Source organism: Streptomyces scopuliridis RB72, assembly GCF_000718095.1.
GTDB classification, from domain to species: domain Bacteria; phylum Actinomycetota; class Actinomycetes; order Streptomycetales; family Streptomycetaceae; genus Streptomyces; species Streptomyces scopuliridis.
In genome coordinates, this window is the sequence record NZ_JOEI01000023.1 from 68,474 (window position 1) to 91,854 (window position 23,381).

The window sequence follows — 23,381 nt, forward strand, 5'->3', positions numbered from 1 at the left end:
CGCTTGCCCTGGAGCGCGCTCCAGGGTGGACGCTGGAGGCATGAGTTCAGTGGTTCCCCGGCTGGAGCCGGATGTGGAGATCCCGCACGGCGGACTGACGATCGGCGAAGCCGCGGCGGTCTGCGGTCTCAGCGTCGACACCCTTCGGTACTACGAACGCGAGGGGCTGACGGCGCTCCCCGCCGATCGCGCGCCCTCCGGCCAGCGGCGCTACTTCGCCCAGGACCTCCGCTGGCTCGCCGGGATCGTCATGCTCCGCGGCACCGGCATGCCGATCCGCGACATCCGCGCCTTCACCGAGATCTGCCGGTACGAGGGCAATGAGGCCGAGCGGCTGGCCGTACTGGAGCAGCACCGCGAGCGCGTACTCGAACAGCTCAATGAGACCCGGAATCATCTCGCCGCCATTGAACGGAAGATCGACTTCTATCGGAAGGGCGTTTCCTCGTCATGAAAACCGTGAAACTCGGTTCGCAGGGCCTCACCGTCTCCGCCGAGGGCCTGGGCGCGATGGGCATGAGCGTCTGGTACGGCCCCAGGGACGAGCAGGAGGCCATCGCCACGCTCAACCGGGCCGTCGACATCGGGGTCACGCATATCGACACGGCCGAGGCGTACGGCCCGTTCGAGAACGAGAAACTGATCGGACGCGCCCTGGGCACGCGGCGTGACGAGATCACGATCGCCACCAAGTTCGCCACCGAGTTCGACGACGACGGCACGCCCCATGGTCACAACGGCAGCGCCGCGTACGCGCACCGGGCGGTGGACCGCTCCCTGCGGCACCTCGGCATGGATGTCATCGATCTGTACTACCTGCACCGCGTCGACCCGAACGTCCCCATCGAGGAGAGCATCGGGGCGATGAGCGAGATGGTGCGGGCGGGCAAGGTGCGTTACATCGGTGTCTCGGAGGCGAGCCCCGATCTGATCCGCCGGGCCCACGCGGTGCATCCGCTGACCGCACTCCAGTCGGAGTACTCCCTGTTCACCCGGGATGTGGAGCACAACGGCGTGCTGGCGACCGTACGGGAACTGGGCATCGGGTTCGTCGCGTTCTCGCCGCTGGGACGCGGCTTCCTGTCCGGGAAGATCAGGCGCCGCGACGATCTCGCGCCCGACGACGCGCGCCGCGGTCTGCCCCGGTTCACCGAGGAGAACATCGCGGCGAATCTGGCGGTCGTCCACAAGGTCACCGAGCTGGCGGAGGCCAAGGGCATCACACCGACGCAGCTGACACTGGCCTGGCTGCTGGCGCAGCGGGTCGTACCGATCCCCGGCACCAAGCGGCGCACTTATCTGGAACACAACGCCGAGGCCGCCGATATCGAACTGACCGACGGCGATCTGGCGGCGATCGAGGCGGCGGCGCCGCACGGTGTCGCGGCGGGCGAGAGGGACGCCGCTCCCCGCACGTGACGTGACCTCGCGTGGCGTGGCGTCACGTACGGTCGCTCCGGTCACTCCTGGGGCAGGCGTACCCGCCCGTGGTCGTCGCGTACGTCGCGGATCACCCGGAAGTCGCCGACCGGGTTGCCCTTCGGGTCCACCGTCAGGACCACCGCGTGGTCCCCAGAGCAGCGCCCGCCTTCCCCGGGCTCGTCGCAGAACAGTACGTACCCCTGGAGCCGGTCGACCGCGCCCGGTTCGAGCCACCATAGCCCCGACACCATGCCGGCCCCGGCTCGCGGCCGCGTCGTGCGCAGCCAGTCGATGACGGCGTCCCGCACGGTCGTCTCGAACGCCTTCCGGTCCTCCCACGGAAAGGAGAGATACGCCCTGCCGGACTCCGGATCGACCACACCGTCGCGCACGGTGTAGGAGACGGAGTAGTGCGGGCGCTTCGCGAGAGCGCCCAGCAGGCCGGGGTCGGTCATACGCAGCACCATGGGCCGGTTCTTCTTTCCGGCGGGGCGTGCGCGCGCGAGGTCGGGGGCGACGATGTTCACGGTCACCGAGCGCCTCGGCGCGCCGTTGTCGTCGCGGGCCGGGGACCACGCCCCTACGCACGCGCCGATCTCGGCCAGGACCCGCGTGACGGTGGCGTTCGTCGGCGCGGCGACGATCCAGGGGGTGGCGAGGGCCGGGTTCGCGCCCACCAGTTCGTATCCGCAGTCGGTGAACGCGGCCCTCATCCGGCGCAGTTCACCGGCGCGGGACCTGCCACGCTCCACCGCCTCGTCGAGCGCGCGGTCGCAGGGCCCGCGGTCGCAGGTGCCCGCCGCGGCGTCGATCCGTAGCAGCACCGCGGCGTCGGGGTCGTCGGCCACCGAGAAGGTCACCTCGGACCCACTGGTCTGCGGGAACAGCGTGCGCGCGGAGAGCACTTCGAGGATTCCGGGGTACTGACCCTCGGCCAGCTCCGCCGCGCGTTTCCGGTCGCTCTTCGTCGTCACCGCTCCGGTCACCACTCCGCAGTCGGCGACCAGCAGCGCGAGCGAGCACACCAGCGCACCCGTCAGCCCGCCCCGGATCCGTCCGCCCCAGGTGTCCGCCATGATCCGTCTCCCCCCGCGCGCCCGGCCCTCGCCGGTGTGGCGACCTGGGGCGACGATAGGAGACGGCGGGGGAGCGGCAGATGAGTACGGCTACTCAACTGCCCTCCGCTCAACCGCCGTCGAGTGAGGTCGAGCGGCCGAGATAGGTGAGCGGGCCCGGATCCGGCACCGCGATCTCGTGGAAGCCGAGCCGGTCGTAGAAGGCGCGGGCGGAGGTGTTGGCGGTGACCAACGAGAGATGGACCGCGTCGGCTCCCCGGTCACGCAGGGCGCGCAGGAAGGTGTGTATCAGGGCCCGGCCGTAGCCCCGGCGCTGCGCGGCGGGCAGCAGATCGATATGCAGATGCGCGGGATAGCCGGCCAGTTCGGGCAGGATCATCCGCTCCGGCCGGTGCAGCAGGGCGATCATCTCCTCGCTCGGGGTACGGGCCGGGCCGGCCAGTGCCGGATAGCGGCCGGCGAGCGGCGGCAGCCACACCTCGCGGAACGCGCTGACGAAGCCGGCCGTGTCGGCGGTGCCGAGGACATAGCCGACGGCCCGGCCCCGGCCGTCATCGAGGACGAAGGTCAGCTCGGGCTCCAGCGCCGCGTACGGCGCGGCGAAGATGCTCGGCATCAGGTCCGGGTCCGGATAGAGGTGCCGGGAGTCCCGGCCCGCGTCGGCGGTGCGTACGCAGATGTCGTGGAGTGCGGATAGGTCCTCGGGGCGGTAGGCCCGGACAGTGGCGAGTAGGGGCGGCACAGCAACGCATGGTGCCAGTGCCGGGAGCGCTCCCACAAGGGCGGGGCCGGACGGGGTGCGGCGGCGCTGATCGATCCGTACGGCGTGCATTGGTTGCGCACGCTGTGCGGTCTCCGTACAGTGTGCGGAGCAGTGCACGCCGTTCGTAGACGCTCATGCACGCTCGTCACCATTCGAAGCCGCGGGAGAGATGACATGTCGCAGAGCCTGAACCTGAACCAGCACGCCGCCGCGGCCCCGGCCTTCGACTCCGCTCGCTGGCAGGCCCGGCTCGATGAACTCCTCGCCGCCCATCACATCCCCGGCGCCTCCCTCGCCGTACTCGCCGACGGCGGGATCCATGAGCTGGCGAGCGGGATCCTGCACACCGGGACCGGCGTCGGGGCGACCACGGACTCGGTGTTCCAGATCGGCTCGATCAGCAAGGGCTACACGGCCACGCTCGTGGTGCTGCTCGCCGACGCCGGGAAGCTGGACCTGGACGCGCCGGTCGTGGACGTACTGCCCGACTTCGCCGTGGCCGACGCGGTGGCCACCGGAACGATCACGGTGCGTCAGCTGCTCAACCACACCAGCGGTATCGAGGGCGACTTCGTGAGCGACACCGGCCGTGGCGACGACTGCCTCGCCCGCTATGTCGAGGGCGTCAGGGACGTCGGGCTCACCAACTCGCCCGGCGCCACCATGTCGTACTCCAGCACCGCGTACAACGTCCTCGGCCGGATCGTCGAGGTCGTGACCGGCCTGACCTGGGACGAGGCGCTCAAGGAGATGCTCTGCGACCCGCTCGGGCTGGCGCACACGATGACACTGCCCGAGGAAGTGCTCCGATTCCGCGCCGCGATGGGACACATGGGCGAGCCCGGCGAGGCGCCGGTCCCCACGCCGCTGTGGAACATGCTGCCCCGCTCGGCGGGCCCGTACGGCGGGATCTCCGCCACCGCCGCCGATGTGGTGCGGTTCGCCCGGCTCTTCATCGACGGCGGTACGGCGCCCGACGGTACGCGCGTGCTCTCCGCCGGGGCCGTCGAGGCGATGCTGACGCGTGAGGTCGAGATGCCCGACCAGTGGTTCCTCGGGGCCCACTGGGGCCTGGGCTGGGGCCTGTTCGAGTGGGACGGCGCGCGCGGCTTCGGCCACGACGGCAGTACGTTCGGCCAGCTCGCCTATCTGCGCGCCATCCCGGAGGCGGGGATCGCCCTCGCGCTGCTGACCAACGGCGGGGGAGCCGCGCCGAAGGTCTTCGAGACGCTCTGCCGCGAGCTGACCGCCGAACTCGCCGGCCTGGCCATGCCGGGGTTCGGGCCCGCGGATGGGGCACCGGCCGTGGACCCCGGCCAACTGGCCGTGGACACCACGCCGTTCGTGGGCGGCTACCGGCGTGAGGGGTTCCTGATGACCGTTACCGACCGGCCCGCCGGCGAGGGCGTCCTCCAGGTGAAATACGAGGGCGCCGACGGCCTGAAGGACACCTTCGATCCGCTCTACTGGAATCTGGTGCCGGTGTCGCACACACCGTCGAAGACGGTGTTCGCCGGGCGGCGCAACGAGAAGGACGCCTGGATACCGGTGGTCTTCTACGCCCTGGCGGACGGCTCCAGGTATGTGCACTTCGGCGTGCGGGCCACGGCCAAGTCCGCGTGAGATCAGGCCCTGTCCGGGACGGGCCCGCGGGAGGCGAACCTCCCGTAGGGACCCGCCCGTTCGGGCGTGCATGCCTACGTCACCGAGCGCCCCGACGATCCGCGACCGCCGTCGTGGCGACGGTGAAACAGTCGGATAGGGCGGCATGCATGACGCTTCTCAGGTGCTGCGCGGGCGCGCCGCAGCCATCCGGCCTCGGAGGTAAAGCCGAGCATGGCCCGCATCATCGCCAGGGTGACCAGCTCGGCATCGGTGAGCTGAGGCGCGATCCCCACGGCCGGCCGCCACGGCGCCAGATCCGGACGCTCCCTCAGCAGGTCGTCGGTCGTCGCATAGAGTGCCGTCGCGACGGTGTCCAGGCTGTTCGCACAAAACGATCTTGGACGCCCTCGTTCTCGTCTCCGCGGGCACCCCTTGAAATTGATCACCAGGTGGTCTTACCAGTCACCGGTACACCAGAAAGGATCGTGGCATGTCCAGCGACCGTCTCATGCGCATCCACAGCGCCGAGTTCCAGGCCATGGCCGAGAGGGTCCTGCGGGTCACCGAGCTCACCTCCCGCCTGAACGTCCTGCCTTTCGAGGACGAAGCGGGCAAGGCGGAACTGTTCGAACAGATCCTCGGCAAGCCAATGCCATCGAGAGTCACGATCTATCCGCCCTTCTACACGGACCATGGCCTGAACCTCGACCTCGCCGAGCGCGTGTTCATCAACCAGAACTGCACGTTCCTGGACTATGCCGGCATCCGGCTCGGTGAGCGCGTGATGGTCGGCCCGAAGGTCACGTTCATCACCAGCGGCCACCCGGTCGATCCCGAGGAGCGGCGGCTGTACCTCACCGGCGCACCCATAGACGTGGCGGAGAATGTGTGGATCGGTGCCGGTGCCACGATCCTGCCCGGCGTCAGCATTGGCCGTGATGCCGTGGTCGCCGCCGGCGCGGTCGTGACCGATGACGTTCCGCCGGCAAGCCTGGTGACCGGTAGTAAGGCAACCGTGAACCGACGGTGGTGACGACCTCTCCGGGGCCACGCCGAGCCACCGACTACGGGCAGTCATCAACCCATCGGAAGCCTGGCGCCGTTCCCCGAGGCAACTGGATCCAGTCCAGGGGGAAGACACCCTCCGCTCGCTCACCCCGTACGGTCACGGACCTCTTGGAATTGATCACCTAGGCTCCAGGGCGGGCGGTTTCGGTCCGGCGCGCGCGGTGCGTCATCCAGGCGGCGACCAGCGCGCCCGACACGTTGTGCCACACCGAGAACACCGCGGCCGGCAGCGCGGCCAGCGGGCTGAAGTGGGCGGTGGCCAGGGAGGCGGCGAGGCCGGAGTTCTGCATGCCGACCTCGAAGGCCATCGCCCGGCTCGCGGGCGGTCCGAGCCGGGCCAGCTTTCCGGCGCCGTAGCCGAGCGCAAGACCGAGGCCGTTGTGCAGGACCACCGCGACGAACACCAGCAGGGCCGCCGACTTGATGGCGCTCGCGCTGCCCGCCACCACTACCGCGACGATCACCGCGATCGTGACGGCCGACAGCCAGGGCAGCGCCCCGAGCACCCGGTCGGCATAGCGCCCCGCGAGCAGCCGGACCGCCAGTCCCGCCAGGACCGGAAGCAGCACGGTCTTCAGGATGTCGCCGACCATCGAGCCCGCGTCGACCGGCAGATACTCGCCCGCGAGCAGCAGCGTCAGCGCGGGTGTCACCAGCGGTGCGAGGACGGTCGAGACGGTGGCGACCGAGACCGACAGCGCCACATCGCCGCGCGCCAGATACGTGACGACATTGGAGGCGGTGCCGCTCGGCGCGCAGCCGACCAGAATCACCCCCGCCGCCAGTTGCGGCGGCAGATCAAGGGCATGGGCTATCAGCCAGCCCAGCCCCGGCATGATCACATAGTGCGCGACCAGACCCAGCCCGACCGCCCACGGCCGTCTCGCGACCCCCTGGAAATCCTTCGGCGTCATCGTCAGCCCCATACAGAACATGACGACGCCCAGCAGATACGGCACCGATGTGCCCCAGCCCGCGAAGCTGCCCGGGATCGCCAGACCGAGGGCACCCGCGGCCAGAACGAGTACGGGGAAGACGGTGACGGCACGCCGGGCCGCGCGGTCGGTGGAGTCGGGCGCGGGAGACGCGGGGACGGTCGATGCGCTGGGGATGGTGGGCGGGCGCGGACCGGACTGCTCGGTTCGGGACCGCTCGGTGTCGGACTTCTCGGTTTCGGATGGCACGGCGCGATGCAACGCCTCACCGTCGCTCCGTGCAACACCGTCTCGTCATCCGGTCACCCACCGCCACCGCTGCCGCCCCCACGACTGCCGCTACCGGCTACCGGCTGCCGAGGGCCGGAATCCGGGCCGCCGAGAATTCCACGGGGAGGGAGACCGGGATACGCGTCCAGGGCGAGGGATGCCAGGCGACCTTCTCGGCGGGGATGGCGAGTCTCATGTCGGGCAGCAGATGCAGCACGGTGTTGACGGCGGTGCGGGTGATCAGTCGGGCGGGTACTTGCGCGGGGCAGACGTGGGGGCCTGCGGAGAAGGCGAGGTGGGCGCGGTTGCCGGGTTCTCCGGCGGTGTCGTCGGGGCGGATGGCGGGGTCGTCGTTGGCGGCGGCGATGCCGAGGATGAGGACGTCGCCGCGGCGGATGTGGCGGCCGCCGAGTTCGGTGTCGCGCAGGGCGTAGCGGGCGGGCATGTTGTTCATGGGCGGGTCGCGCCAGAGGGCTTCGTCGAGGGCGTCGTCGACGCCGAGCCGGCCGCCGTGCATCCGGGCGGCGAAGCGCGGATCGGTGAGCATCAGCCGGAGCGTCAGTGATGTCCAGGCGTTGACGCCTTCGGTACCCGAAGAGATCATCACCGCCATCGACTGGATACGTTCCGACTCGTTGCGCAGATTCGGGTGGTTGATGAACGCCGTCGTCAGATCGTCGGTCGGGTTCTCCTGCCGGCGGCGCAGCGCGTCGACCAGGATCTCCTCGAAGTGGCGGTTGCCGTCCTGCGAGTCGCCGGCGCTGCCGAACAGCGCGAGGAGCGCGCGCAGCAGCTCCTGGCCCTCCGCGCTGTCCAGCCCGAACAGGGACGCGATGGAGAGCATCGGCACGATGGTGGCGTAATCGGTCACCAGATTCGCCCGGCCCTGCTGGGAGAAGCGCGCGATCAACTCCGTACACACCGACTGGACCTGGCGGCGTGCCTTGCGCTGGTCGATCCGCGCCACACCGTCATCGAGGGGCTGGCGCAGCCGCCGGTGTTCGGGACCGTCCGCGCCGATGACATTGGCACGCCAGGCCATCATCGGCAGCAGCCCCGAATGCGGCGGGACCACGCCCTCGTTGAGATCGCGCCAGTTGCGCGCGTCGCGGGAGAAGACCTGTTCCTGCCGGGTGATCGTGAGCAACTCCCGGTAGCCCATGACGAGCCAGGCCGGTACGCCCGGTTCCAGCTCGACGCGGGCGACATTGCCCCACTGCTCGCGCAGTCTTCGGTAGACCTCGCGGGGTTCGGGCGCGCCGGTCGCGGCCGACAGGGGGAGCAGCTCCGCACCGGGGGAGTGGGCCGGACACTCCGGCGGCGGGGAGAGCGGGGAGGGATGGTTCATGGGGCGGTCTCCTTGGCACGCACCGCGCCGGCGTGCGGCGCGCATTCGACAAGGCTGAGCAGGGCATCCACCGACGGGGCACGTTCACGCAGACGGGGCGCGTTCGCGCATGTGAGGCATCACCAAAGTCGTTTCCTCCACCGGGCAAACGACCCACTCACCGAGGAGGACACGGGCAGCGGGCGGCGGGCGGGCGCCCCACGCCGTCCCGCGCCGTCGAGCCGGGTGTCAGTACACGTCGCGGACGTAGCGCCGCTCGGCGGCGAGCTGTTGGACGTACGCCCCGGCCGTCTCCTCGTCCAGCCCGCCATGGGCGGCGGCGATGTCCCGCAGTGCGCGGTCGACGTCCTTGGCCATACGGGAGGCGTCGCCGCAGACATAGAAGTGGGCGCCCTCTTGGAGCCAGGCCCAGAGACGGGCGCCGTGCTCGCGCATCCGGTCCTGGACATAGACCTTGACGCGCTGGTCACGGGAGAAGGCGGTGTCCAGCCGGGTCAGCGTGCCCTCCCTGCGCAACTCGTCCAGTTCGTCCCGGTAGTAGAAGTCGGTGGCCCGGTGCTGCTCGCCGAAGAAGAGCCAGTTGGGGGCCCGGTGGCCACGGGCGCGCCGTTCCTCCAGGAAGCCGAGGAAGGGCGCGACGCCGGTGCCGGGACCCACCATCACCATGGGGGTGGCGGGGTCGGCCGGCGGACGGAAGCGGGCGGCGCGCCGCACATACACCGGTACGGGGCTGCCGGGCGCGGCGTCGGCCAGGAACCCGGAGGCGACGCCCTTGCGCGCGCGGCCCTGGCGGTTCTCGTACCGGACGACGGAGACCGTCAGACGGATGCGCCCGGGGTCGGCCAACGGGCTGGAGGAGATGGAGTAGAGACGGGGCCGAAGACGCCGGAGGGCGGCCGTCCACTCTTCCGCGGTGGCCTGGACGGGGTGTTCGGCGAGGACATCGACGGCCTGCCTGCCCCAAGTCCACTGCGCCAGCTCGCCCTTGTTGTCGGGGCGCAGAAGCTTCTTGAGGGTACGGTCGCGGCTGCGCTCGGCGACGAGACGGAGCAGGCCGGGAGTGATCGCGGCGATGTCCAGATGGCGGTGCAGGGCATCGCGTACCGGCACAGGACCGACTCCGGGCACCTCCACCGGGTCGTTGGGATCGAGGCCGGTGGCGTCCAGCCACTCCGCGACGAGGCCGGGGCAGTTGAGCGGCCGCACGCCGAGGGCGTCCCCGGCCTCGTAGAGGAGGGGCGCGGCGGGGTCGTGCGTGTCGTAGGTGTCGAAGGTGAACTCGCGTACCTCCTTCGCGGCGCCGGAAAGGCTGAGCAGCCGGTTGCCGGTCAGCCGCGCGAGAGCGGGGGATGCCTCGGAGGGACGGCTGTCGACGGGAAGGGGGGCAGGGACCGGGACGGTGGCGCGGACGGCGTCGGGCGCGCTGTCCTGCGTGGTGCCCGGTGCCCGTTCCGCCGGATCGCGCAGAGCGGTGACCACCTGATCGAGCCACTGCGCCACGGACCGCTCGTACTCCGGCTCGCAGTCGGTGCGCGGGGCCAGCCGGACCGCGCCCAGCTCGTCCAACCGCTCGTCGAGACGGCGGCCGTAGCCGCAGAAATCGGCGTACGAGGAGTCGCCGAGGGCGAGCACGGCGTACCGCACACCGTCCAGCCGGGGTACGCCGGGCGCGCTGAGGGTCTTCCAGAACCGGGCACCGTTGTCGGGCGCCTCGCCGTCACCGAAGGTGCTGGTGACGAGGAGCAGATCGGCGGCGCGCGGCAGCGTGTCGGGCGTGACGTCGTCCATGGCGAGGAGCCTCGGCGCCCGCCCGTTGTCGGCCAGTCGCCGTGCGGCGGACGCGGCGATCTCCTCGGCGTTGCCGGTCTGCGAGGCCCACAGGACGATGACCTCGCTTCCGGGCGTTGCTTGTCCGGGCGCGGCGTCGGTGCCCGCGAGTACACCGGACGCGGATACGGCCCCGTCGTCCCGGCGCGACGGGCGCGCCGCGAGCCTGGTGAGGGACACCGCGCTCACCTTGAACTCGGGCTGGAACGAGACCGGATCGACCGCGTCGTTGGTGACCGCGTTCACGCTCAGATCCGTGCCGAACAGGTCGTTCCAGTGGAAGGGTGCGAAGCACTCCCCCTCCCGTACCCGGTCGGTCACGACGGCGGGCAGCACCGCCCGGCCTCGCCGGGACGCCACCTCGACCGAGTCCCCCTCCCCGACCCCCAGCGCCGCCGCGTCCAGGGGATGGATCTCCACGAAGGGTCCGGGGGCGAGCCGGTTGAGCTTGGCGACCTTCCCGGTCTTGGTGAGGGTGTGCCACTGGTGCTGGAGCCGGCCGGTGTTGAGGACATACGGGAACGCGGCGTCGGGCAGCTCGGCCGCCGGAAGGTGCGGGCGCGGGAAGAACACGGCGCGGCCGGTGGCGGTGGGGAAGGCCAGCCGGGGCCTCGTACCGTCCGCCCGCTCGATCAGTGTCTGGCTGACACCGTCGTTGAGATAGCGGACCGGGTTGCGGTCGGGGCCGGCCGGGGACGCACTCGGCCACTGCACGGGGGTACGGCGCAGCCGCTCATAGGTCACCCCGCGCAGGTCGTAGCCGGTCCTCGGGTTCCAGGCGCGCCTGATCTCCTCGAAGATCTCCTCGGCACTGCTGTAGCCGAACGCGTCCTCGTACCCCAGCTCGCAGGCGATCCGGGCGATGATCCGCCAGTCCGGCCAGGCCTCGCCCGGCGGGTCGGCCGCCCGCGCGCTCAGGGTGAGAGTGCGTTCCGAGTTGACGAACACGCCGTCGGCCTCCGCCCACAGGGCGGCCGGGAGGATGACATCGGCGTGCGCGTTGGTCTCGGTGTCGGCGAAGACGTCCTGGGTGACGACGAGTTCCGCCGCCGCCAGCCCCTCGATGACGGTCGTACGGTTGGCCACCGAAGCGACGGGGTTGGTGCAGATGATCCAGCACGCCTTGATGTCCCCGTCCGCCATCCGCCGGAACATCTCCACGGTGCCCTCGCCGGACCGGTCCGCGCCGGATCCGCCGTCGCCCGCCCTGTCCGCGCCGGACCGGTGTGCCCGCAGGGCCCCGGGCTTGATGCCCCACAGCTCCTCGACGAAGGCCCGGTCCTCGTCCATGAGAAGCGATCGCTGCCCCGGCAGCCCCGGCCCCATGTAGCCCATCTCCCGGCCGCCCATGGCGTTGGGCTGGCCCGTGAGCGAGAACGGGCCGCTGCCGGGACGGCAGATGGCGCCGGTCGCCAGATGCAGATTGACCAGTGCGTTGGTGTTCCAGGTGCCGTGTGTGCTCTGGTTCAGCCCCATGGTCCAGCAGCTCATCCACTCGCCCGCACCGCCGATCCACTCGGCGGCCCGGCGGAGGTCCGCCTCGGGGATACCGGTGATCTCCGCGACCGCGGCGGGCGGATAGTCCTGGAGGAAGGCGGGCATCGCCTCCCAGCCCTCGGTGTGCCCGGCGATGAACTCCGGGTCGGTGTGGCCGTTCTCGACCAGCAGTCGCAGCAGGCCGTTGAGCAGTGCCAGATCGGTCCCGGGCCGGATCCGCAGGAACAGATCGGCTTTGGCGGCGGTCGCGGTGCGTCGCGGGTCGACCACGATCAGTTTCGCGCCCGCCCTGACCCGCTCCATGAGCCGCAGGAAGAGGATCGGGTGGCAGTCGGCCATGTTGGAGCCGATGACGAGGAAGACCTCGGCGTGATCGAAGTCCTGGTAGGAACCGGGCGGGCCGTCCGCGCCGAGCGACAGCTTGTAGCCGCTGCCCGCGCTCGCCATGCACAGCCGGGAGTTGGACTCGATCCAGCGGGTACGGATGAAGCCCTTCGCCAGCTTGTTCGCCAGATACTGGGCCTCCAGCGTCATTTGCCCGGACACATAGAGGGCCAGCGCGTCCGGGCCGTGTTCGTCGACGACCGCGCGCAGCCGCCGCGCGGTCTCCTTGATCGCCGCGTCCATCTCCGACGGGGCGAGTTCGCCGCCGCGGTCCGCCCGTACCAGCGCTCCGGTCAGCCGTCCGGGGGCGGCGAGCATCTCGGCGCTCGTCGCGCCCTTGGTGCAGAGCCGGCCCGCGTTGGCCGGGTGCGCGGTGTCACCGGCCGCCTTGACCACGGTCCTGCGGCCGTCGGCGCCCGTCGCGACATCGAGGACGAGCCCGCAGCCGACACCGCAGTACGAGCAGACGGTACGCACCTGGGCGAGGGCGCCGGCCCGCTGATTCGGTGCGGTCACGGGCGGGCTCCTTCGTGGTCGGACAGTCGTGCCATGACCGTACGTAGCCCCCGTTACCCGGATGTCACGCCGGGTGATCGCACGCGGTTACACGCGCCACACAGCCGCCGGGAGAGGGGCGTGAGGAGCCGCGCGTCCGACGGTGTTCGCGACGCGCGCCGGCCGGATTCCCCGGCCCGTGACGGAACTTGCTGATCCGCGGTGGACGAACGACAGCGACGCTCTCACCCCCGCGGTAAGTGATCATGCGCTGCCACGACAGAGCGGGGCCGCGCGACCCGAACGGGCGTACGTTCCACGGCTTCCTGATCGGGACTCGCCGGTACGAGAGGGCGCCGTTCGACCCCCTCCATGGGGCTGATGACCACCCCGGCAAAGCTGACAATCGGTGACTTCTCACGCATGTCGCGGCCGACCGCGCAGGCACCGCGCCACCGAATCAGGTGGGCCCGTCGGGGCCTGCCCGACCTCGGGCAGGCATCACCCGAACGGACGAGGCGGTCCGGCCCCCAGCTCACGTACCGTAGTCACAGTGCGAGGTCCGAAGGTTCTTCGGATCCCGCGCCGAACCCCTTCCGGGCCGCCGTCACCGCCTTCTTCCACCTCCCACTCCCGGGTTGCGGGGGCGATGACCACCGGTGAGTGTGGGCCGCAGTTCTCAGCGAACACGAATGAAGGAGAGCGCGTCGTGGCGACTCTGTGTAAACCCGCGGTCTCGGTTCCCCAGTATGTGATCACCATGGAGGACACACTCGCTCTCGCGCGCTCGCTGCACGCGGACCATCCTCAACTGCCCCTGGCGCTGCGGCTGATCCAGAACACCGGGGTGGCCAAACGGCATATCGTCCAGCCGATCGAGGACACGCTCAGGCATCCCGGCTTCGAGGACCGGAACATGCTGTACGAGGCCGAGGCGAAGGCACGCGTCCCCGAGGTGATCGAGCGTGCCCTTGACCACGCCGAGCTGCGCCCCGCGGACATCGACATGATCGTCTATGTCTCCTGCACCGGCTTCATGATGCCGTCGCTGACCGCCTGGCTGATCAACACCATGGGCTTCCCCGGCCACACCCGGCAGCTCCCGATCGCCCAACTCGGCTGCGCGGCGGGCGGCGCGGCCATCAACAGGGCGCACGACTTCTGCCGCTCGTACCCCGGAGCCAACGTCCTCATCGTCGCCTGCGAGTTCTGCTCGCTCTGCTACCAGCCGACCGACCTCGGGGTCGGATCGCTGCTGTCCAACGGTCTGTTCGGCGACGCCGTCGCCGCCGCCGTCGTACGCGGCGAGGGCGGCACCGGGATCGCGCTGGAGCGCAACGGCTCCCATCTCGTACCGGACACCACCGACTGGATCGCCTACAGCGTCCGGGCCACCGGCTTCCACTTCCTGCTGGACAAGCGGGTGCCCACCACCATGGAGCCGCTGGCGCCCGCTCTGCGCACGATCGCCGACCAGCACGGCTGGGACGCCACCGGGCTCGACTTCTACATCATCCACGCGGGCGGCCCGCGCATTCTGGACGACCTCAGCCACTTCCTGGAAGTGCCGCCGGAGGCATTCCGGTTCAGCCGGGGCACGCTCACCGAGTACGGCAACATCGCCAGCGCCGTCGTCCTCGACGCGGTGCGCAGACTCTTCGACGAGGGCGGGGTGGCCGACGGCTCGCGCGGCATCATCGCCGGCTTCGGGCCCGGCATCACCGCCGAGATGGCGCTGGGGCGCTGGACGACCACCGGTGCCTCCCTCGACACCGCGATGACAGGAGGCCAGGTCGTGGGAAGGCTGGAACGCGACAGCGAGCCGTCGCCGGTGGGCGAACCGGTGCGATGACAAGACGGTGACGGTGATACGGCCGGACAGGGCCCAGCGCAGAGGCCGCGGCGCGAGGACCCCGTTACCCGAACGGCCCCGCGCCACCGCACCGCCGTACGACCGCACGACCACCACCCCCACCGTCATGGAGCACCGCATGACCCAGCTGACCCAGGCCGAGGGGCTCATCGTCCCTCCGGGCGGTGGCACCACCATCCTCACCGACGCCCAGCAGGTGACCTTCAAGGTCACCGGAGAGCACTCCCGCGTCTCCTCCAGCTTCGAGGTCGTCGTGCCGCCCGGCTTCGATGTCGGCGCCCACCGGCACACGCACAGCGAGGAGCTGTTCTACATCCTCGACGGTGAGCTGGACGTGCTGGCCTTCGAACCGAGGACGCTCAGCGAGGACTGGCGGCACTGGGAGTCCGCCTCGGGACTGAAATCGGTACGGGCCACACCGGGCACGGTCATCGTCGTACCCCCCGGCTGTCCGCACGCGTTCGCCAACCGGGGCGACGGCCCGGCCAAGATGTTCTTCCAGTCGTCTCCGCCCTCCGGCCACGAGCGGTACTTCGAGGAACTGCTCGACATCCTCAAGGACGGCGGCACGCCCGATCCGGCCGCCATCGCCGATCTCCGGCTGCGCTACGACATCGAGCAGCTCACCCCGCTGCGCCACGACGCCCAGGACCGTCCCGGCGATGATGTCGGCTCCGCTTCCTCGGCCACTCGTATGAGTCACTGACGCTGCGTGAACGGGGTCCCTGACTGACCGTAGGGGGATGGACTCCGCATCGGACATCAGGCGCCCACCGCGGCGAACCTCCCGGCGGGCCCGGTCGTCGGTCATCGGCGTCCTGCTCGTCATGACCGCTCTGACCGCCGGCTGGCCACTGATCGACCGGGCCCTGAACGATCACGAGCGGGTGCCGGACGGCACGCTGCTGGAGCTGGGCCCCGATGACAACATCGCGGTGCTGCGGGTGACCGGCGCGGGCTGGGCACTCAGCAAGTCGGCGAGCGATCCGGACTCGATGTACGTACTGACCCGCGACGGCGTCGACCTGGTCGCCGAGTATGTCGCCCTCACCACGGCCGGCCGGGCCGGAGAGCTGTGGGCGGGCCTGCGCAAGGTCCAGTCCGTCGCGGACGAGAACACCCGGCTCGGCCCTCCTCACCCCGTCACCAGCGCCGGGGGCGCCCAGGGCGAGACGGGCACACTGACCCGTGGAGACCGTACGGGCACGGCCACCATCTGGCTGCCGCCCGATCTGAGCTACGCGGTCGAGATCACGGTACTGGCCAGTCCGGACGCGGATCCACTGGCCTCGGCGGACGCCGCGGCCATGGTCCGTTCCGTCGCCTTCCCACGGGAGGCGCCATGACGACGACCGTCGCCTCCGCGTACACCGGACTGCGCGGCTCCGTCCGACGGCGGCCGGTGGGCTGGCTGTGCGGCGTCCTGTGCGTCCTCGGACTCGCGCTGCTCGCCCTCGAATTCGCCCCGGCCATCCGGGTGTTCCCCGGCCCGGCGGTGCTGGCCTTCCTGCTGCTGCTGTTCACGCTGGGCATCGGGGTGGCCATCCTGGGACGGGTACGTCCGTTCCGGGCGCCGCCGCGCGGCTGGGCCTGGAGCGGGGTCGCCTGGGGGGCCACCGCGGCGACCGGCTGCGCGATCGTGGCCAACGGCGGGCTCCAGGGCATCTGGTTCAAGGCGGCCGGGATCGACTTCGGCTCGCGGTGGGGCGCCGCGCTCACCGCCCCGCTCAACGAGGAACTCCTCAAGGTGTCCGGCGTCGCACTGATCGCCCTCGGCGCACGGCAGTTGGTACGCGGGCCGCTCGACGGGTTCTTCCTCGGCGCCTTCACCGGACTCGGCTTCCAGGTCATGGAGAACTGGACCTACGCGATGAACTCCATCCTCAGCGGTGGGGGAGTGAACGCGGACACCGACGTCCTCCAGTCCTTCGTCACCCGGGTCGGGCTGACCGGCCTCGGCTCGCACTGGGCGATGACCGCCGTCGCGGGGACGGGCGTCGGCATCCTGCTCGCCCACAGCGGCCGCCCGGTGCGCCGGCGGATCGTACCGGCGGCCCTCTGCCTGCTGACCGCCATGACCATGCACTGGCTCTTCGACTCGCCCCTGCTCGGCTCCGCCGGGGGCGTCGCCGGCAAGGTGGCCGTCAACTTCCTTGTCGCCGTGGGGTTCTATGTCGTCCTGCGGCGCCGCGCGCGGCGCCGGGCCCGCGCCTTCCTGCTCTCGCCGGAATCCCCGTTCTCCATCGAGCTGCTCACGCGCCGCTCCCGCACGCGCGCCCTGCGCCGGGTGCCGCCGGCGCGCCGCCCCGCCGCCGCCCTGCGGGCCGCCGGCCATCTCGCGGTGGTCGAGGAGTACGCGGCCGGAACATACAGACCGCCCGGTTCGGTGGGTACCCTTGACGGTGAACGACGGGTAAACGAGTGAGACCCGCTCGGTGAACCCCTGAACGGTGCGACGGAGCGTCCCGATGGCACAGCAGCGTGCGGTCAGAACACGTGCCGCGATCCTGGCGGCGGCGGCCTCCGTCTTCGACCGGTACGGCTACGACGCCGCGACGATCACGGAGATCACGGCGCGCTCCGGGACGACCAAGGGCGCCCTCTACTTCCACTTCCCTTCCAAGGAGGAGCTGGCGCGGGGCGTGCTGCGCGAACTGACCGGGGACCTCACCGTGGAACCGGCGGACTCCCATGTCCAGGCGCTCATCGACATGACGATGGCCGTCACGTACCGCTCCCTCCACGACCCGATCGTCAGGGCCGGTCTCCGGCTCGCCGTCGAGCAGGGATCGGTCGACTTCTCCGAGGTCAGCCCCTTCCCGGTGTGGGCGGGGCTGAGCGAGGACCTGCTGCTGCGGGCGGCGGAGCGGGGCGAGCTGCTGCCGTACGCCGTGCCTCGGGAGACGGCCGAACTGGTGGTCAGCGCCTGGGCGGGGATCCAGGTCTACGCGCGCGTCGTGGCCGGCCGCCGTGATGTGGAGCGCCGGATGTCGGTGATGTGGGCGCATCTCCTGCCCAGCGTGGTGATGCCGCGCCTGCTGCTCGAACTGGACGTGGCGCCCGACCGCGGCGCGCGCGTCGAAGCCGTCCGCGCTCTCCGGTCGGCCTCAAGCGGCTCTTGAGCCGTACCGGAGCGGGCCGCGGGTGCGATCGGCGAGACTGGGGGCCGATACAAACCGCGACGACGGATTGTTTCCGCCCGCACACCGCTTCCGGTCCCCCGCACCAGGAGACGACGATGGTCAAACAGGAGCGCGCCGCGCGCACCCGGCGATCACTGATCCGGGCCGCCGCGGAGATCTTCGCGGCCGAGGGGTTCGTCCCGGCGTCGCTCACCATGATCAGCCGACGGGCCGGGGTGAGCAACGGAGCGCTGCACTTCCACTTCACGAGCAAGGAGGCGCTGGCGGGGGCGGTCGAGGAGGAAGCCGCGCGGGAGGTGCGGCTGATCACCGAGTCCCGCGGCTGTGACGAGGCACCGGTCCTGCAACTCCTGGTCGACGCCACCCACGCGTTGATGCGCCGGCTCGACGAAGACGTCGTCGTACAGGCCGGCTTCGAGCTGAGCGGCGACCTCTCGCGCCCCGGCGGCGTCGATCTGCGGCGGCAGTGGCGGTGCTGGGTCGAGGGCATACTCCAACGCGCCGCGTCCGACGGCGGGTTGGCGGACGGAGTGGCGCCGGACCAGGCCGCCGACGCCCTGCTGGCGGCGACGGTCGGGTTCGAGGTCCTCGGCGCCAGGGACGGCAAGGAGTGGCTCTCCCGCCCCGCGCTCACCCGGTTCTGGGAGCTGATGCTGCCCGGACTGGCCGCGCGTCCCGACTCTCTGGTCACCCGGGGGTCTCCGGGGGCGGCCTGTCCCCGCGTGAACGAGGCATGAATCATCCGTCCCCAACGGGCCTCTTCCCGCGCGGAGCCGTGGAATTCCCCCATTGTTCGTGCCGCGTTGCTCCGTCGCGCTATTCGACGGGTTGTCGCGTACCCCAATTCCACCGTCATGCCCGGTAAATGAAGGCGTTGGAGATGTGCTCGACGGTTACTCAAGAATTCAAGAAGTGACGCCCGCGCGGGACTACCATGCCTGGCGTCGAAGAGTCATTCGGCGGGAATTTGACGAGGTGCGGAGGAAAACCGTGGAGATTCAGGTTCCGGGGCCGCTGCGAACCAGGAAAGACCGATGAGGGCCCCGGGAAATCCGGTGGCCCTGATCACGGGCGCGACACGGGGGATCGGACTCGGGGTGGCGCGGGAGCTCGGTGGCCGGGGCCATCGCGTCTTCATCTGCGCGCGGACCGCGCAAGAGGTCAAGCAGACGGTCGAGGATCTGCGCGCGGCGGGGATGGAGGCCGAGGGCACGGTCGCCGACGTCCGGGACCGCGCGTCGGTGTCCGCGCTGGTGGCCGCCGTCGTCGGACAGTTCGGCCCGGTCAACATCCTGGTCAACAACGCGGGCCGGGGCGGTGGTGGACCCACCGCCGAGATCGCCGACGAGCTCTGGTACGACGTGATGAACACCAACCTCAACGGTGTGTTCCTGCTGACCCGCGAGGTCCTGGTGAACGGCGGTCTGCTGGACTCCGGTTACGGACGCATCATCAACATCGCCTCGACCGCCGGGAAGCAGGGCGTCCTGATGGGCGCCCCCTACTCCGCCTCCAAGCATGGCGTCGTCGGCTTCACCAGGTCGCTCGGCAAGGAGCTGGCGCCGCTCGGCATCACCGTCAACGCGGTCTGCCCGGGGTACGTGGAGACCCCGACCGCCGAGCGGGTCCGCCGGGGGTACGCCGCGGCCTGGGACACCACCGAGGACTTCGTGCAGGCGCAGTTCGAGGCGAAGATCCCGCTCGGCCGCTACTCCACCCCGGAGGAGGTGGCGGGCCTGGTCGGCTATCTCACCACGGAGAGCGCCGCCTCGATCACCGCGCAGGCGATCAACGTCTGCGGTGGCATGGGCTACTCCTGAGCCGTCTCCCCGACGGGACCGTAGACGCACGCGTATGGAACTGAGCTTCGTGGCTATGTCCCGTCTCACCGGAGTGGACTTGACTGTACGCATGACACAGACCACGCAGAACGCCCAGGCAGAGACGAAGACGACCCTCGTCATCGGTGGCACCGGGAAGACCGGACGGAAGGTCGCGGAGCGGCTCGCCGGCAAGGGCCTTCCGGTGCGCATCGGTTCGCGCAACGCCGACCGGCCCTTCGTATGGGAGGACCCGGCCACCTGGGCGGGCGCGCTGGAGGGCGTCGGAGCCGTGTACATCACGTACTACCCCGACCTCGGTTTCCCCGGGGCCGCCGAGGTCGTCGGCGAGTTCTCCGCGTTCGCCGTCGCCCACGGCGCACGCCGGCTGGTGCTGCTCTCCGGCCGCGGCGAGGAGGGCGCGCGGGCCGGCGAGGAGAAGATGAAGGAGTCCGGCGCCGACTGGACCGTGGTCAGGTCCAGCTGGTTCAACCAGAACTTCAACGAGAGCTTCTTCCTCGAACCCGTCCTCGCCGGGGAGCTGGCGCTGCCGACCGGTGACGCCGTCGAGCCCTTCGTGGACACCGACGACATCGCCGACGTGGCCGTCGCCGCGCTGACCGGAGACCAGCACATCGGCAAGACCTATGAAGTCTCCGGCCCCCGGCTGCTCAGCTTCCAGGACGTCGCCACCGAGCTGTCCAAGGCCACCGGCCGGGAGATCAGCTATATCCCGGTCTCGATCGACGACTACCGCGCCGCGCTGGCGGAGCACGGGCAGCCGGTCGAGTTCGCCGACCTGTTCGGACTGATCCTCGACGGCCGCAACGCGCATCTGGTGCACGGAGTGGAGGAAGCCCTCGGCCGCAAGCCCCGTGACTTCTCCGACTTCGCCCGCGACGCCGCCGCCGGCGGCGTCTGGAACGTCTGATTCCGCACGGCGAACGGGCGCTGCCGGTACGCGGACGACCTCCGCGTACCGGCAGCGCACGACGCACCATCCGCGAGGAGGCGGCCATCAGTACCCCCATGTCCAGCGAGTACGGACTCGCGTCCCTGCCCGGTCACTTCCACGGTTTCGCGCTGATGCACATCGCGATGCGCCGGGACGCCCGCCGGCTGCTCGCCGCCGCGCCCGCCCTGACCCCGGCCGGGCTCGGCGCCGCCGCCTCATGGTGGCGGCAGCTGCGCGACATCATCGACTGGCACCACCACAGCGAGGACGAGGTGCTCTGGCCGGAACTGCTCGGCAGGGCACCGCGGTTCGCCGCCGAGGCACGGCGGCTCGGTGACGACCACGTCGTGCTCGACCGCGCCATGGAAGCGGTCACGGCCGCACTGCGCCCCGGCGGGAACCCCGCCGCCGTCGGCCCCGCGGCCACCCGCTTCGACTCCGTACTCCGCGATCATCTGCGCGACGAGGAGACCGTCTCCTTCCCCGTCTTCGCCCGGCTCTCCCCGGACGACTACCTCGCCGTCGAGCGGAAGGTGATCGCCAGCGCCCCCTTCGCGGTCATGACGCGTCTCCAGCCCTGGATGTTCGACGGCGCGGACAAACGCTCGGTGGCGCATGTCGCCGCCACCATCCCGCCGCCCGTACGGCTGATCGGCCATACGGTGCTGCGCCGGCGGTACGAACGGACCCTCACCGGAGTGATCCGCCCCCACTGACCCGCCCGTTGTTCACGCCCGACCGGATGAGGAAGCCCCGATGCAGACCGCTCCAGCAGTCGCCGGCCCCGTGCTCGCCGCCGCCACCATCGGCACCGGGCTGATGGCGGGGCTGTACTTCGCCTTCGACGTCTCGGTCATGCCGGGGCTCGCCGGCGCCGACGACCGTACGTTCGTCACCGTGATGGGCACCATCAACCAGGTCATCGACAACAGCGCCCTGTTCGGCCTGCTGTTCGTCGGGGTGTTCCTCGCCACGGGCGTTGCCGCCGTACTCCAACGACGCCTGGGCGGGCCGGACGCCGCGCGCTGGACCCGGACGGCCTTCGCCCTCTACGCCCTGTCCGTCGCGATCACCCTGTGCGTCAACGTCCCGCTGAACAGGATGCTGGCCCGCGCCGTATCACTGGGCGGCACCGCCGACTTCGGCGTGGTGCGCGGCAGATTCGAGCGGCGGTGGACCTCGGCCAATGTCGTCAGGACCCTGGCCTGCACGGCGGCCCTCGGCGCGCTCGGGCGCGCCCTGGTCCTGCACGGCAGGGGAGCGGCCCAGCCGCTCTGACGCCCCCCGGGCCCGTCCGGGCCCACCCAGAACCGCGCCCGTCCTCTTTACTCGTTCCCCCGCGGGGAGGGCGGGCGCGTCCCACCCTGAGACGGATCCACAGAAAACGGTGACCCTTCATACGGCGCCGTCTAAGGTGATGACATGGACACACTGACCGGTCTGCTCGAAGGCCCGAAGGCCCGCGGCGCGTTCCTGCTCAAGTCCGTCTTCAGTCCACCGTGGTCCCTGCGGGTCGAGGACCGGGCACCCATCTCCGTCGTCACGATGGTCCGCGGCGACGCGTGGGTACTCCCCGACAACGGGCATCCGGTCCGGCTGTGCCCCGGCGACGTCGCCGTGATGCGCGGGCCCGACGCGTACGCCATCGCGGACCGGCCCGAGACCCCAGTCCAGATCGTCGTCGGCCCCGAACAGCGCTGTAACACCACCGAGGGCGAGGACGTCACCGAAACGATGGCTCTGGGCGTACGGACCTGGGGCGACGACAGCCGGGCCGGCTCCTCGGTCATGCTCAGCGGCACGTACCAGGCGCCCAGCGAGATCGGCCGACGGCTGCTGGCAGCACTCCCTGTACTGCTTGTCCGCCCCGCGGAGGCGGGCGACAATCCGCTCGTACGCATCCTCGCGGACGAGATCGGCAAGGACGAGATCGGCCAGGAACTGGTCCTCGACCGGCTGCTCGACCTGCTCCTCGTCAGCGTCCTGCGCACCTGGCTCGCGATCCCCGAATCCGGCGCGCCCGCCTGGTACCGGGCCCAGAGCGACCCGGTGGTCGGCCCGGCGCTACGACTGCTGCACGAACAGCCGGGCAGGGCCTGGACGGTGGCCTCGCTCGCGGACAACGTCGGCGTCTCCCGCGCGGGTCTGGCCCGTCACTTCACGACGCTCGTGGGCGAGCCGCCGATGGCGTACCTCACGGGCTGGCGGCTCACCCTCGCGGCGGACCTGCTGCGCGAGCCGGACGCGACGGTGGCGACGGTGGCGCGGCGGGTGGGGTACAGCGGGGCGTTCGCGCTGAGTGCGGCGTTCAAGCGGGTGCGGGGGGTGAGTCCGCAGGAGTTCAGGAGGGGCGGGCGGGGGGAGCCGGCGGACCGTGACGGCGGGGTGGGGAGGACGGTGGTCCTGGACCGCTGAGGTGCGGTGTGCGTTTTGCTTGGTGCGGGGTGCGGTTTCGTGCGGCTGGTGCCGGGGGCCGGGGCCTCCGGAGGTACATGTCCGGACGGCACGATTTACGTCGCGACTCTGGCCACAGTCGGAAGACGGGCGTTCGCGCGCCACACATCACGCTTTAGTGTCCGGACACGCACCTCCTACGACCCCGACCCCCTCCCGCCGGTGGTCGCTCGCACCCGCCGTCCCACTGGGGGTGGGAGGTTGGGTGCGGCCCGGTGGCCCCGCCATTCGCCCTCCTGGCGGGGGTGAGTGGGCTGGTGCGGTCCGGTGACCACGCGACTCGCTGCCCTGGTGGGCCGGGTGCGGGAGAGTGCCGCCGCCTCCCCCGCCCGCCCTCGCGCACGGCTGGGCCGCTTGTGCGGGCGGTGAAGGGGGGCGCGCAGGGGTCGTGTCCGGGACACTAAAGCGTGATTTGTGGCGCGTGACCGCCCGAACCCATCGTCAGG

At 70.9% G+C, this 23,381-nt stretch carries 20 protein-coding genes and 1 pseudogene; 15 read left to right on the top strand and 6 right to left on the bottom strand.

All coding sequences use genetic code 11. From position 1 onward, the window contains the following. Positions 1 to 40: 40 nt before the first annotated feature. Both IF11_RS0126875 and IF11_RS0126880 read left to right on the top strand, forming a co-directional pair. Positions 41 to 454, top strand: coding sequence for a MerR family transcriptional regulator (locus IF11_RS0126875; protein WP_051746248.1), 414 nt, complete (start codon positions 41 to 43; stop codon positions 452 to 454). After that, complete coding sequence (locus IF11_RS0126880) at positions 451 to 1,419, top strand: aldo/keto reductase (RefSeq protein ID WP_030354319.1); 969 nt, start codon at positions 451 to 453, stop codon at positions 1,417 to 1,419. The genes IF11_RS0126875 and IF11_RS0126880 overlap by 4 nt, the downstream gene beginning before the upstream one ends. 41 nt (positions 1,420 to 1,460) lie before the next feature. Here IF11_RS0126880 and IF11_RS0126885 read toward each other — a convergent pair whose 3' ends face one another. Both IF11_RS0126885 and IF11_RS0126890 read right to left on the bottom strand, forming a co-directional pair. Then, entirely contained in the window at positions 1,461 to 2,498 is a 1,038-nt protein-coding gene (locus IF11_RS0126885) for an SCO7460 family lipoprotein (RefSeq protein ID WP_030354320.1), read from the bottom strand. Between the two features lie 109 nt (positions 2,499 to 2,607). Next, positions 2,608 to 3,240 (bottom strand): GNAT family N-acetyltransferase, encoded by a 633-nt coding sequence (locus IF11_RS0126890; protein WP_030354321.1) that lies wholly within the window; start codon positions 3,238 to 3,240, stop codon positions 2,608 to 2,610. A gap of 195 nt (positions 3,241 to 3,435) precedes the next feature. On the opposite strand from IF11_RS0126890, the gene IF11_RS0126895 reads away from it, so the two are divergent. Continuing rightward, a complete protein-coding gene (locus IF11_RS0126895) occupies positions 3,436 to 4,884 on the top strand; it encodes a serine hydrolase domain-containing protein (protein WP_030354322.1) in 1,449 nt (482 codons plus the stop codon). 167 nt (positions 4,885 to 5,051) lie between these two features. On the opposite strand, the pseudogene IF11_RS39360 reads toward IF11_RS0126895, so the two are convergent. Then, a pseudogene (locus tag IF11_RS39360) lies at positions 5,052 to 5,243 on the bottom strand (IS982 family transposase); the annotation flags it as partial. Positions 5,244 to 5,356: 113 nt separating this feature from the next. Between IF11_RS39360 and IF11_RS0126900 the strand changes: the two are divergent. Next, complete coding sequence (locus tag IF11_RS0126900; protein ID WP_030354323.1) at positions 5,357 to 5,899, top strand: sugar O-acetyltransferase; 543 nt, start codon at positions 5,357 to 5,359, stop codon at positions 5,897 to 5,899. Between the two features lie 157 nt (positions 5,900 to 6,056). On the opposite strand, the gene IF11_RS0126905 is transcribed toward IF11_RS0126900, so the two are convergent. The 3 genes from IF11_RS0126905 to IF11_RS0126915 form a co-directional block, all read right to left on the bottom strand. Continuing rightward, positions 6,057 to 7,046, bottom strand: a complete 990-nt coding sequence (locus tag IF11_RS0126905) for a bile acid:sodium symporter family protein (protein ID WP_030354324.1) — start codon at positions 7,044 to 7,046, stop codon at positions 6,057 to 6,059. A 169-nt stretch (positions 7,047 to 7,215) separates the two neighbouring features. Next, on the bottom strand, positions 7,216 to 8,487 hold the full coding sequence (locus IF11_RS0126910) for a cytochrome P450 family protein (RefSeq protein WP_030354325.1): 1,272 nt from the start codon (positions 8,485 to 8,487) through the stop codon (positions 7,216 to 7,218). Positions 8,488 to 8,715: 228 nt separating this feature from the next. Continuing rightward, positions 8,716 to 12,711 (bottom strand): bifunctional nitrate reductase/sulfite reductase flavoprotein subunit alpha, encoded by a 3,996-nt coding sequence (locus IF11_RS0126915; protein WP_078490945.1) that lies wholly within the window; start codon positions 12,709 to 12,711, stop codon positions 8,716 to 8,718. A 688-nt stretch (positions 12,712 to 13,399) separates the two neighbouring features. Between IF11_RS0126915 and IF11_RS0126920 the strand changes: the two genes are divergently transcribed. The 11 genes from IF11_RS0126920 to IF11_RS0126970 all read left to right on the top strand — a co-directional run bounded on the left by IF11_RS0126920 (position 13,400) and on the right by IF11_RS0126970 (position 22,896). Next, complete coding sequence (locus IF11_RS0126920) at positions 13,400 to 14,542, top strand: type III polyketide synthase (protein WP_051746250.1); 1,143 nt, start codon at positions 13,400 to 13,402, stop codon at positions 14,540 to 14,542. Between the two features lie 139 nt (positions 14,543 to 14,681). Beyond that, positions 14,682 to 15,269 carry a cupin domain-containing protein gene (locus IF11_RS0126925; protein ID WP_051746252.1) on the top strand — a complete coding sequence of 196 codons (588 nt, stop codon included), beginning with the start codon at positions 14,682 to 14,684 and terminating at the stop codon, positions 15,267 to 15,269. Positions 15,270 to 15,390: 121 nt separating this feature from the next. Next, on the top strand, positions 15,391 to 15,909 hold the full coding sequence (locus tag IF11_RS0126930) for a hypothetical protein (RefSeq protein WP_037728673.1): 519 nt from the start codon (positions 15,391 to 15,393) through the stop codon (positions 15,907 to 15,909). Beyond that, positions 15,906 to 16,988 (top strand): PrsW family intramembrane metalloprotease, encoded by a 1,083-nt coding sequence (locus tag IF11_RS37025; RefSeq protein WP_051746255.1) that lies wholly within the window; start codon positions 15,906 to 15,908, stop codon positions 16,986 to 16,988. Before IF11_RS0126930 ends, IF11_RS37025 begins: the two co-directional genes overlap by 4 nt. Positions 16,989 to 17,031: 43 nt before the next feature. Beyond that, the gene (locus tag IF11_RS0126940) at positions 17,032 to 17,685 is read left to right on the top strand and encodes a ScbR family autoregulator-binding transcription factor (protein WP_030354331.1); all 654 of its coding nucleotides are present in this window, start codon (positions 17,032 to 17,034) and stop codon (positions 17,683 to 17,685) included. A 116-nt stretch (positions 17,686 to 17,801) separates the two neighbouring features. Then, on the top strand, positions 17,802 to 18,443 hold the full coding sequence (locus IF11_RS0126945) for a ScbR family autoregulator-binding transcription factor (RefSeq protein WP_037728635.1): 642 nt from the start codon (positions 17,802 to 17,804) through the stop codon (positions 18,441 to 18,443). Positions 18,444 to 18,740: 297 nt separating this feature from the next. After that, positions 18,741 to 19,526 (top strand): SDR family NAD(P)-dependent oxidoreductase, encoded by a 786-nt coding sequence (locus IF11_RS0126950; RefSeq protein ID WP_030354333.1) that lies wholly within the window; start codon positions 18,741 to 18,743, stop codon positions 19,524 to 19,526. A gap of 91 nt (positions 19,527 to 19,617) precedes the next feature. After that, positions 19,618 to 20,457 (top strand): Rossmann-fold NAD(P)-binding domain-containing protein, encoded by an 840-nt coding sequence (locus tag IF11_RS0126955; RefSeq protein ID WP_030354334.1) that lies wholly within the window; start codon positions 19,618 to 19,620, stop codon positions 20,455 to 20,457. Between the two features lie 98 nt (positions 20,458 to 20,555). Then, positions 20,556 to 21,197 carry a hemerythrin domain-containing protein gene (locus IF11_RS0126960; protein ID WP_030354335.1) on the top strand — a complete coding sequence of 214 codons (642 nt, stop codon included), beginning with the start codon at positions 20,556 to 20,558 and terminating at the stop codon, positions 21,195 to 21,197. A gap of 40 nt (positions 21,198 to 21,237) precedes the next feature. Next, positions 21,238 to 21,759 carry an anthrone oxygenase family protein gene (locus tag IF11_RS0126965; RefSeq protein ID WP_030354336.1) on the top strand — a complete coding sequence of 174 codons (522 nt, stop codon included), beginning with the start codon at positions 21,238 to 21,240 and terminating at the stop codon, positions 21,757 to 21,759. A 144-nt stretch (positions 21,760 to 21,903) separates the two neighbouring features. After that, entirely contained in the window at positions 21,904 to 22,896 is a 993-nt protein-coding gene (locus IF11_RS0126970) for an AraC family transcriptional regulator (RefSeq protein WP_030354337.1), read from the top strand. Positions 22,897 to 23,381 lie beyond the last annotated feature (485 nt).